5 protein-coding genes, 11 tRNA genes and 2 rRNA genes (1 of these 18 only partly in view) are annotated in these 10,543 nt (G+C 47.1%); all 18 read left to right on the top strand.

Annotated features, from left to right (window positions below; all coding sequences use genetic code 11):
- A 23S ribosomal RNA gene (locus ACEN86_RS17430) occupies positions 1–1,873 on the top strand (it extends 1,054 nt beyond the left edge of the window).
- Between the two features lie 88 nt (positions 1,874–1,961).
- Positions 1,962–2,078, top strand: a 5S ribosomal RNA gene (gene rrf, locus ACEN86_RS17425).
- Positions 2,079–2,090: 12 nt separating this feature from the next.
- Positions 2,091–2,166 (top strand) — tRNA-Asn (locus tag ACEN86_RS17420).
- Positions 2,167–2,168: 2 nt separating this feature from the next.
- Positions 2,169–2,244 (top strand) — tRNA-Thr (locus tag ACEN86_RS17415).
- A gap of 40 nt (positions 2,245–2,284) precedes the next feature.
- Positions 2,285–2,359: transfer RNA gene (locus tag ACEN86_RS17410), tRNA-Glu, on the top strand.
- A 215-nt stretch (positions 2,360–2,574) separates the two neighbouring features.
- A tRNA-Val gene (locus tag ACEN86_RS17405) sits at positions 2,575–2,650 on the top strand.
- Positions 2,651–2,693: 43 nt separating this feature from the next.
- Positions 2,694–2,768: transfer RNA gene (locus ACEN86_RS17400), tRNA-Gln, on the top strand.
- 4 nt (positions 2,769–2,772) lie between these two features.
- Positions 2,773–2,848, top strand: a tRNA-Lys gene (locus ACEN86_RS17395).
- A gap of 36 nt (positions 2,849–2,884) precedes the next feature.
- Positions 2,885–2,968 (top strand) — tRNA-Leu (locus ACEN86_RS17390).
- A gap of 3 nt (positions 2,969–2,971) precedes the next feature.
- Positions 2,972–3,046 (top strand) — tRNA-Gly (locus tag ACEN86_RS17385).
- 6 nt (positions 3,047–3,052) lie between these two features.
- Positions 3,053–3,129: transfer RNA gene (locus tag ACEN86_RS17380), tRNA-Arg, on the top strand.
- Between the two features lie 46 nt (positions 3,130–3,175).
- Positions 3,176–3,252 (top strand) — tRNA-Pro (locus tag ACEN86_RS17375).
- A 14-nt stretch (positions 3,253–3,266) separates the two neighbouring features.
- Positions 3,267–3,340, top strand: a tRNA-Gly gene (locus tag ACEN86_RS17370).
- A gap of 376 nt (positions 3,341–3,716) precedes the next feature.
- A complete protein-coding gene (gene ppc / locus ACEN86_RS17365) occupies positions 3,717–6,512 on the top strand; it encodes a phosphoenolpyruvate carboxylase (RefSeq protein WP_495631792.1) in 2,796 nt (931 codons plus the stop codon).
- A 252-nt stretch (positions 6,513–6,764) separates the two neighbouring features.
- Positions 6,765–7,337 (top strand): RNA polymerase sigma factor SigW, encoded by a 573-nt coding sequence (sigW, locus tag ACEN86_RS17360; RefSeq protein WP_495631791.1) that lies wholly within the window; start codon positions 6,765–6,767, stop codon positions 7,335–7,337.
- A gap of 163 nt (positions 7,338–7,500) precedes the next feature.
- Positions 7,501–8,118 (top strand): zf-HC2 domain-containing protein, encoded by a 618-nt coding sequence (locus ACEN86_RS17355; RefSeq protein WP_495631790.1) that lies wholly within the window; start codon positions 7,501–7,503, stop codon positions 8,116–8,118.
- A 196-nt stretch (positions 8,119–8,314) separates the two neighbouring features.
- Positions 8,315–9,145, top strand: coding sequence for a diadenylate cyclase CdaA (cdaA, locus tag ACEN86_RS17350; protein WP_495631789.1), 831 nt, complete (start codon positions 8,315–8,317; stop codon positions 9,143–9,145).
- Positions 9,138–10,514: a CdaR family protein gene (locus ACEN86_RS17345; protein ID WP_495631788.1), complete on the top strand. Its 1,377-nt coding sequence runs from the start codon at positions 9,138–9,140 to the stop codon at positions 10,512–10,514. The genes cdaA and ACEN86_RS17345 overlap by 8 nt, the downstream gene beginning before the upstream one ends.
- The last annotated feature ends 29 nt before the right edge of the window (positions 10,515–10,543 follow it).

The following is a 10,543-nucleotide window of genomic DNA, read 5'->3' as shown; positions in this document are numbered from 1 at the left end:
CCCAAGTGTGTGTTAAGTGGGAAAGGATGTGGAGTTGCACAGACAACCAGGATGTTGGCTTAGAAGCAGCCACCATTTAAAGAGTGCGTAATAGCTCACTGGTCGAGTGACTCTGCGCCGAAAATGTAACGGGGCTAAACACACCACCGAAGCTATGGCTTGATGCATTGCATCAGGGGTAGGGGAGCGTTGTATGTAGGTTGAAGGTGTACCGTAAGGAGCGCTGGACAGCATACAAGTGAGAATGCCGGTATGAGTAACGAAAAGATCAGTGAGAATCTGATCCGCCGAAAGCCTAAGGGTTCCTGAGGAAGGTTCGTCCGCTCAGGGTAAGTCGGGACCTAAGGCGAGGCCGAAAGGCGTAGTCGAAGGACAACAGGTTGAAATTCCTGTACCACCGTAATCCGTTATGAGCGATGGGGTGACGCAGTAGGGTAGTGACGCGGACTGATGGATGTCCGTCTAAGCAGTGAGGCTGGTGTGTAGGCAAATCCGCACACCGTAAGGCTGGGCTGTGATGGGGAGCGAAAATTACAGTAGCGAAGGTCATGATCTCACACTGCCAAGAAAAGCCTCTAGCCAGGAGAAGGTGCCCGTACCGCAAACCGACACAGGTAGGCGAGAAGAGAATTCTAAGGCGCGCGGAAGAACTCTCGTTAAGGAACTCGGCAAAATGACCCCGTAACTTCGGGAGAAGGGGTGCCCCGGTAGTGTGAATAGCACGAGGGGGCCGCAGTGAAAAGGCCCAAGCGACTGTTTAGCAAAAACACAGGTCTGTGCGAAGCCGCAAGGCGAAGTATACGGGCTGACGCCTGCCCGGTGCTGGAAGGTTAAGGGGAGTGGTTAGGGGTAACCCGAAGCTATGAACCGAAGCCCCAGTAAACGGCGGCCGTAACTATAACGGTCCTAAGGTAGCGAAATTCCTTGTCAGGTAAATTCTGACCCGCACGAATGGCGTAACGACTTGGGCGCTGTCTCAACGAGAGATCCGGTGAAATTTTAATACCTGTGAAGATGCAGGTTACCCGCGACAAGACGGAAAGACCCCATGGAGCTTTACTGCAGCTTGATATTGGACTTTGATACGATTTGTACAGGATAGGTGGGAGCCTAAGAAGCAGGAGCGCCAGCTTCTGTGGAGGCAACGTTGGGATACCACCCTGATCGTATCGGAGTTCTAACCTGGTACCGTGATCCGGTATGGGGACAGTGTCAGGTGGGCAGTTTGACTGGGGCGGTCGCCTCCTAAAGAGTAACGGAGGCGCCCCAAGGTTCCCTCAGAATGGTTGGAAATCATTCGAAGAGTGCAAAGGCATAAGGGAGCTTGACTGCGAGACTGACAAGTCGAGCAGGGACGAAAGTCGGGCTTAGTGATCCGGTGGTACCGCATGGAAGGGCCATCGCTCAACGGATAAAAGCTACCCTGGGGATAACAGGCTTATCTCCCCCAAGAGTCCACATCGACGGGGAGGTTTGGCACCTCGATGTCGGCTCATCGCATCCTGGGGCTGAAGTAGGTCCCAAGGGTTGGGCTGTTCGCCCATTAAAGCGGTACGCGAGCTGGGTTCAGAACGTCGTGAGACAGTTCGGTCCCTATCTGTCGTGGGCGTAGGAAATTTGAGAGGAGCTGTCCTTAGTACGAGAGGACCGGGATGGACGCACCGCTGGTGCACCAGTTGTTCCGCCAGGAGCATAGCTGGGTAGCTAAGTGCGGAAGGGATAAGCGCTGAAAGCATCTAAGCGTGAAGCCCCCCTCAAGATGAGATTTCCCAATTCGTAAGACCCCTTGAAGACGACGAGGTAGATAGGCTGGGGGTGGAAGTGCAGCAATGCATGGAGCTGACCAGTACTAATCGGTCGAGGGCTTATCCAACAAGCTCGGAAGGACGTAGTCCAAGAAGAGCATACGCAGATTCGTTTCGTATCTAGTTTTCAGGCGATCAAGCCTGAAGAGAATTCCGTTTGGTGGCGATGGCGGAGGGGTTCCACGCGTACCCATCCCGAACACGACCGTTAAGCCCTCCAGCGCCGATGGTACTTGGACCGCAGGGTCCTGGGAGAGTAGGACGCCGCCAAGCGAACACTTTTATTCCCTGATAGCTCAGTTGGTAGAGCACTCGACTGTTAATCGAGTTGTCACAGGTTCGAGTCCTGTTCGGGGAGCCATTGCTCTCATAGCTCAGTAGGTAGAGTGCATCCATGGTAAGGATGAGGTCACCGGTTCGATCCCGGTTGAGAGCTCCATTACTTCTGGTTAAATGGAAGTTATGCATACTTACTATAAGGCCCGTTGGTCAAGGGGTTAAGACACCTCCCTTTCACGGAGGTAACAGGGGTTCGAATCCCCTACGGGTCACCACTATCATTATTTGCTTCATATGGGGATGAGAACCCACGAGGGTTCGTCGGAGCATCCGCTTCGATAGGAATACATCGCAGTCTCGTTCGAAGAACGAGTATCCCCTACGGGTCACCATTATTTTTTTGGATTATGGCTAGAATCAATTGAGTGATGTCAGTACATACTATATCCTATTGTCTTGCCGAAGTATCCATAACTATTCACTTAAATATGGAGGCTTAGCTCAGCTGGGAGAGCATCTGCCTTACAAGCAGAGGGTCGGGGGTTCGATCCCCTCAGCCTCCACCATAGTTTCTTTTTAACAGAGGACAAGTTGTCCATTGTGAGACATTGGGGATTAGCCAAGCGGTAAGGCAACGGACTTTGACTCCGTCACCCATAGGTTCGAATCCTATATCCCCAGCCATTTTGAGCCATTAGCTCAGTTGGTAGAGCACCTGACTTTTAATCAGGGTGTCGAAGGTTCGAGTCCTTCATGGCTCACCATTTACCTTGATTGTCAGGGTGAACAGTGTTACTTGTGCGCGTGTGGCGGAATTGGCAGACGCACTAGACTTAGGATCTAGCGTCTTTGACGTGGGGGTTCAAGTCCCTCCACGCGCACCATTTGCGGACGTGGCTCAGCGGTAGAGCATCGCCTTGCCAAGGCGAGGGTCGCGGGTTCGATTCCCGTCGTCCGCTCCATAATTTGCGCCCTTAGCTCAGCTGGATAGAGCGTTTGACTACGAATCAAAAGGTCAGGAGTTCGAATCTCTTAGGGCGCGCCATTTTCTTGCTTTTGCAATTGATAATCTCATAAGCAGCACCATATCTCGGGACGTAGCTCAGCTTGGTAGAGCACCTGGTTTGGGACCAGGGGGTCGCATGTTCAAATCGTGTCGTCCCGACCATTATTTTCTCCGGTGCGGGTGTAGTTCAATGGTAGAACTTTAGCCTTCCAAGCTAATAGCGTGGGTTCGATTCCCATCACCCGCTCCATAATTCACCAACAGCATCATCGTAACGATGGTGTTTTTTGTTATAATGGGTTTTATTTTTACCCATTGATTTTACTGCTTTGACGTGTCAACGCATTGATTAAATGTTAATATGGCTATTTATACATGTATTGTATAATGTACATCTATTCCGAAAGGGCCTTAATCCACTTTTTTTATGCATTATAGTGGGTAGCTTAGCTTTAACTATGAGCTATAATAATACAAATAAATGATTAAATATTTAGTGTGTTTACCTCTTTGGCTGCCTCTACAGCCTTGTTTTTATAAATAAAGTAAAGATTTTATGCACAGTTTATTGTATGATGGAAAAAGGCATTATAAAGACGGAAACAGGATGAAGTGGGAGGAGAAGCATGACAGAACTAGCGGTAACTGCCAACAAAAGTAATTCCAACAACCTGCTGCGGCGTGATATTCGTTTTTTGGGCAATATATTAGGAGAAGTCCTTGTACATCAAGGCGGTAATGAACTCTTAGATATTGTCGAAAAGATACGTGAAGCCAGCAAGTCACTTAGAGCGGTATTTTTACCTGAACTGCATGAGGAATTTAAACAGATCATTAATACACTTGAGCCGGATATCCGTCATCAAGTCATTCGGGCATTCGCTGTTTATTTCCAACTAGTTAATATTGCGGAGCAGAACCATCGTATTCGCCGCAAACGTGACTATGAGCGTTCTGCCGGTGAGACCGTACAGCCTGGATCTATCGAAGATTCGGTTAGGGACCTTAAGGAACGCGGCTTCTCCTATGATGAAGTACAGGAGATTCTGCAGGGCTTGTCTCTGGAGCTTGTTATGACTGCTCACCCAACGGAAGCGATGCGTCGTGCGATTCTTGATATTCATAAACGGATTGCAGATGATGTGATGCAGCTGGATAATCCTACTTTGACATTCAGAGAACGCGAGCAGCTGCGTGAGAAGCTGCTGAATGAAGTCATTACGCTATGGCAGACGGATGAACTACGAGATCGTAAGCCTACCGTACTCGATGAGGTGCGGAATGGAATGTATTATTTCCACGAGACTTTGTTCCATGTACTCCCTGATGTCTATCAGGAACTTGAACGCTGCTTGACCAAATATTATCCTGAGCATAACTGGCATGTTCCGACCTATCTCCGTTTTGGATCTTGGATCGGTGGGGACCGTGATGGTAATCCTTCCGTAAAAGCGGAAGTAACTTGGGAGACTTTGTTAATGCAGCGCAAGCTGGCTGTGCGTGAATATCAGCGTATACTGGCTGAATTGTTCCGTTATTTAAGCTTCAGTACAACTATCGTCAATGTTACTGATGAGCTTCAAGCATCAATTCAAAAAGACCGGGAGACTGTGGTTCTGAACAAAACGCCTCAATGGCGCAATGAAAAGGAACCTTACCGGGTGAAACTCACTTATATGACAGAAAAGCTGCACAATGTCATTGATGACACCAAGAAGGATTCGGTTGAACGATATAACAGCGTAGAGGAACTGGTTGAAGATCTTAATGTAATAGATCGCAGTCTCCGTCATCACTATGCAGATTATGTAGCCGACACACATATCCGTTACTTGATCCGCCAGGTGGAGCTGTTTGGCTTCCACACAGCGAAGCTGGACATTCGCCAGCACAGTCAGGAGCATGAGAATGCAATGACTGAAATCCTTGCTCATATGAATGTTACAGAGAACTATGGTGAGCTTAGTGAAGATGCTAAGGTGGAATTGCTAGAGCGTATCCTTAATGATCCTCGTCCTTTGACTTCGCCTTACCAAGAATACAGCGAGAGCACAACGGAATGCTTGAATGTCTACCGTACCGTGTTCTTGGCGCAGCAGGAATTTGGAGAGCACTGTATCAGCAGCTACCTGATTAGTATGGCTGAAGCGGCCAGTGATGTCCTTGAGGTTATGGTGTTCGCTAAGGAAGTTGGACTGTTCCGCAAAGAGGTTGATGGTACTGTAGTCTGCACCCTTCAATCGGTTCCTTTGTTCGAGACTATTGATGATCTTCATGCCGCACCAGCTATTATGCGTCAGTTGTTCGAAATGCCGATCTACCGTCAGTCCGTAGCAGCAATGAGCGACTTGCAGGAAATTATGCTGGGTTACTCGGACAGTAACAAAGACGGTGGCGTCGTGACAGCTAACTGGGAGCTGCGCGTTGCCCTGAAGGGAATTACAGCGGTAGCCGCAGAGTTCGGCGTGAAGCTGAAGTTCTTCCACGGGCGCGGAGGCGCTCTAGGACGTGGAGGCATGCCTCTGAACCGTAGTATCCTTGCTCAGCCGCCGCATACTGTAGGCGGAGGGATCAAGATTACGGAACAAGGTGAAGTAATCTCATCCAGATATTCCTTAAAAGGGATTGCTTACCGCAGCCTTGAACAAGCAACTTCTGCTTTGCTAACCCAGGCAGTGCTTGCTCGTCAGCCTCAGCAAAGCGATCTAGATGAAGAAAAGTGGGAAAATATCATTAGACAAATGTCTGAGGTATCTCTGAATAAGTATCAGGAACTAGTATTCCGTGAACCTGATTTCCTTAAATTCTTCAAAGAATCTACTCCACTTGGTGAAGTAGGTGAACTCAATATCGGTTCACGTCCTTCCAAGCGGAAGAACAGTGACCGGTTCGAAGATTTGCGTGCGATTCCATGGGTATTCGCTTGGACACAAAGCCGTTATCTGTTCCCGGCTTGGTATGCAGCAGGTACTGGAATTCAAGATTTCTACGATAACGATGAAGAGAAGCTGAAGGTTCTTCAGGAAATGTACGCCAACTTCTCGTTCTTCCGTTCCTTGATTGATACGCTGCAGTTCGCAGTAGTTAAGGCAGATCTGATTATTGCATCAGAATATGCTAATATGTGCAGTGATGAAACGGCAAAGAACCGCATCTTCAAGCAAATTGAAGAGGAGTTCAATCTGACGAAGAGCTTAATTCTCAAGATTACAGGAGAGCAGGAAATGCTTGATAATGAGCCTACTCTTCAAGAATCTATTCGTCAGCGTAATCCGTATGTAGATCCGCTTAGCTACTTACAGGTACAATTGTTGTCAGAATTACGTACAATCAGAGAACAGGGTGGAGATGATCCTATCCTGCTTCGTGAAGTTCTCCTTACTATTAACGGTATTGCTGCAGGACTCAGAAATACAGGCTGATTGATCGGTCCAATTACACATCTAGAATGCATAAGAACCGTGTCGCTTCAAGACACGGTTCTTTTATTAATCTTGGATTATAGAGTATATGTGTATGCTTGCAATTTGCGAGCAGTTGAATTACCATTTGAATGAAGCGCCGGGACATGCCAATACCGTCCGTTCTTTTTGCGGTCCAACCGCACGATTATCCATATTGCATGGCTTTGGAACCGGCAAGAGACCGTTTTGGCGGATCTGGGGGAAAATGAAATGACTGACAATTATGATGCGAGACTCATAAAGCTAGCCCGTAAGGGTGATCAAGGTGCTTTTGCAGAAATTGTAGATCTATATAAAGACAAACTGTTCCACTTGGCCTACCGCATGCTGAATAACCGTCATGAGGCCGAGGATATTGTGCAGGAAACTTTTCTAAGAGTACATAAGAACTGGATGCGATACGATGAGAATCAAAAATTCTCTACATGGATCTACCGTATTGCTACGAATTTGTGTATAGATCGACTAAGGAAGAGAAAGCCAAGTTATTCGCTGGATGCCGAGATGAATGACCAGGAAGGTATGGATGGATATACGCTAATTCCAGGGGACAATCGAACTCCGGAAAGTGAGTATCTGGTATCAGAGACCCGCGAGACCATTCATTCTGCAATCGAAAGCCTTCCGTTAAAATATAAATCGGTTATGATCCTCAGGTATCTGCAGGAGTTGTCTCTGCAGGAGATTAGTGATGTGCTGGGCATGCCCGTAACGACGGTCAAAACCCGTGTACACAGAGGGCGTGAATTTTTGCGCAAAAGATTGGAGAACAAACACATTTGACGGCTCAGCTAAAAAAGTTGAAACGATATACATAGTAGAGCGTATTTAAAGTGTATACCTGAATGCTTTGCCACTTAATTGCAAGGACAATGTCTATATAAATGGAATGGCTTAGGGATTAGCGTTCATTCCATGCAGATTTCAACTGAAAGGATTGGCTCATATGGATTGCAAACAAGCTGCCTCTTTAATGCATCAATATCTGGATGACGATTTGGACCAAGCACAAGCCTTGGAACTGAAGAAACATCTTGTACTATGTCCATCCTGCAATATGCATTTTCAAGAGCTGGAACAAACGGAGATGATGCTTTTCCATGCTGTTAAGAGCTCTGTTCCATCCGCTTCAGATGAACTGGTAGATCGGATTATGCGAGAGCTTCCAAGGAAACGCGGACAGCGTGTGTGGATAAAATGGATCAAGAGGCACCCAGCCCTTACCGCAGTGGCCATGTTTATCTTCGTTATGCTCTTTAGCTCGATGTCACTCTGGAAAGCGGATGACCAGTTAATTGTCAAAGGTGCCGGGCTGGATCAAGTTGTGATTGAAGGAAGAACGGTCATTGTTCCAAGCGGAAAGACGATTGCCGGAGATCTAACCGTGGAGAATGGAAAGGCCCAGATCTATGGTGAAGTGAATGGAAATCTTACCGTTATTGATGGTTCATTGTATCAAGCTTCAACGGCTAAAATATCTGGTGATGTGAAACGTATTGATCAGGCGCTTGATTGGATCTGGTATAAGATCACAAATACGTTGACTGAAGTCGCCTATCGATAATTGGAGATATTAACCCAAAGTAAGGGCGCCACTCTATAGAGAGGCGCCTTTTATTGTATTAAACTGGTAGAATATACATATTATAGTCGGCATGAGACAAAGAAGCTTGCAACTGAAGTTCGATCGTTATAACCTAGAGTTTAGGGACAACATAACACTGATAAGCTAGCTAAAAGGGAAAACCGGGGGTTGTCGTATGAATTATTTTTCGGACTTAACATGGCAGGAGTCCATTAAAGATGCTATAGATATCCTAATTGTAACTTATATTATTTATCATTTGATTTTACTTGTACGGGGAACTAGGGCAGTTCAGCTGCTTAAGGGCATCCTCGTGCTGGTAGTAATATGGGCCGCAAGCACCTGGTTCGATCTCTATACGCTCAAATGGCTGATGAATCAAATGTTCACGTTCGGTGTACTTGCTGTATTTATCATTTTTCAGCCTGAGCTTAGAAGAGCGCTGGAGCAGCTTGGGCGAGGCAAACTATTCGGCCGTACAACTGCGGATGAGGAAGAGTTTAGCCGGGAGATCGGCGAGATTATTAAAGCAGTTAATTATTTATCACGTGGAAAGATTGGAGCATTAATTGTATTTGAACGGAATACGGGTCTTAATGAATATAAAGAGTCGGGAATTCCAACCCAGTCGGTTATTACCTCTGAGCTGCTGATAAATATCTTCATACCTAATACTCCACTTCATGATGGAGCCATTATTATTCAAGAGCATCGGATTGCGGCGGCAGCTTGTTATCTGCCTTTATCTGAGAATCCGTTCATCAGTAAGGAGCTTGGGACCAGACATCGCGCTGCCATCGGAATCAGTGAGGTCGGTGATGCGGTATCCGTGGTCGTATCAGAGGAGACGGGTCAAATCTCACTCGCGATTAACGGACAGGTGGTGCGGGGCATTAATGAGGAGTCCCTCATCTCCAAGCTTTATGAAGAGCTTAGTCCTAGCACAGCGCATAAGGACAAGAAGGCCCCATTCTGGAAGATGAAGGGGGGGCGCCGGCATGGATAAATGGTTCAACAATAACACGATTGCCAAGATTTTGGCACTCTGCATTAGTATTCTTCTGTGGGCCATGGTTCATATCGACAGCAGTACGCCGAGTACCTCGGGTTCTTCAATCGATACCAAGACAATCAATGATGTCAAAGTGGAAGTGGTTGGTTTTGATGACAAATCTTATGTTCTAATGGATATGGATCCTAAGGTTGTGAGTCTGGAAGTTAAAGGGAAACGTCCTAATATCACCTCCGTATTTACCGATTATAGAGTGAAATTGAACTTGGAAGATGTAGGTCCGGGTACGACTATGGTACCACTAACCGTTGAACTTCCTTATGGAGTTGAGCTGGTATCCAAGAATCCCTCATCAGCCAAGGTAATAATTGAAGCCAAACAGACGAAGACGTACAGCGCGAGCATCGTACTCAAGGGGGTTCCGGATGGCGGCCTGCAAATGGGGACTCCCATTATGGAGAACGATGGGAAAGTTAGTGTGACACTCCCGGAAAGTGAGCTCAAGCGAGTCCATAAAGTGGAAGGAACCCTGGATGTTGGTGGAGCGCAGGATTCAGTAGAAGGCAAATCCGTAAAGCTAAAGGCATACGATAAGAATGGACGGGAGATTCCCGATGCCGAGATCAGCCCTTCGTCCATACAGGTCGATGTACCTATGAACAAGCTTTACAAAACGGTGCCCATAGAAATTAAGCAAACAGGAAAGCTACCCCAAGGGTACGCTCTGTCTGAAGTTCAGGCAGACGTAGAAGGTGTTGCAGTGTATGGGACTAAAGATGTGCTAGAGGGGATAGATTCCTACTCTGTTAGCGTGGATTTAAGTAAATTCAAGGGTCCAACCGCGACTGAATACTCATTGGACTTGACTCCGCCGAAAGGTTCTGAGAAAATCGAGCCGAGCTCTGTAAAGGTCGTTGTCAAAGCTGCGCCTCTAGGTGAAAAGACAGTGAATGACATTCCGGTTACGATCAAAAATCAGAGCGAGAAGACGACAGTAAAGATTCTAAGCCCGGCAAATGGAAAAATGTCTCTGACGGTGCAGGGTTCAGATGAAGTGCTAAAGTCTATAGAAGCAGGGGACTTTGCAATCAGTGTTGATGTATCCGGTCTTGGACAAGGGATTCACAAGATTACCCCGACTATTACGCTTCCCAAGTTTGTATCTTTGGCAAGTCCTGCTAATTTGAAGGTCGAAATCGAAGTTAAGACTAATGCTAAGCCTGTGACTTCGACTCCCTCAGATACGAATACGGAGAGTAGTGATGGGCAGGATGTGAATTCAGGAACTGACCCGGGAACTGGGGGAGATGGGTCTGCCGGGGTAACAGGCACTAACTCAGATCAGACAGGGAAAGAACCTTAGAAGCAGCAGACAGATTAAAGTAAAATAAA

This window comes from Paenibacillus sp. Paensp111, assembly GCF_059492195.1.
The sequence above is the reverse complement of the archived record's forward strand: the minus strand, read 5'-3'. Positions and strand labels throughout refer to the sequence as shown.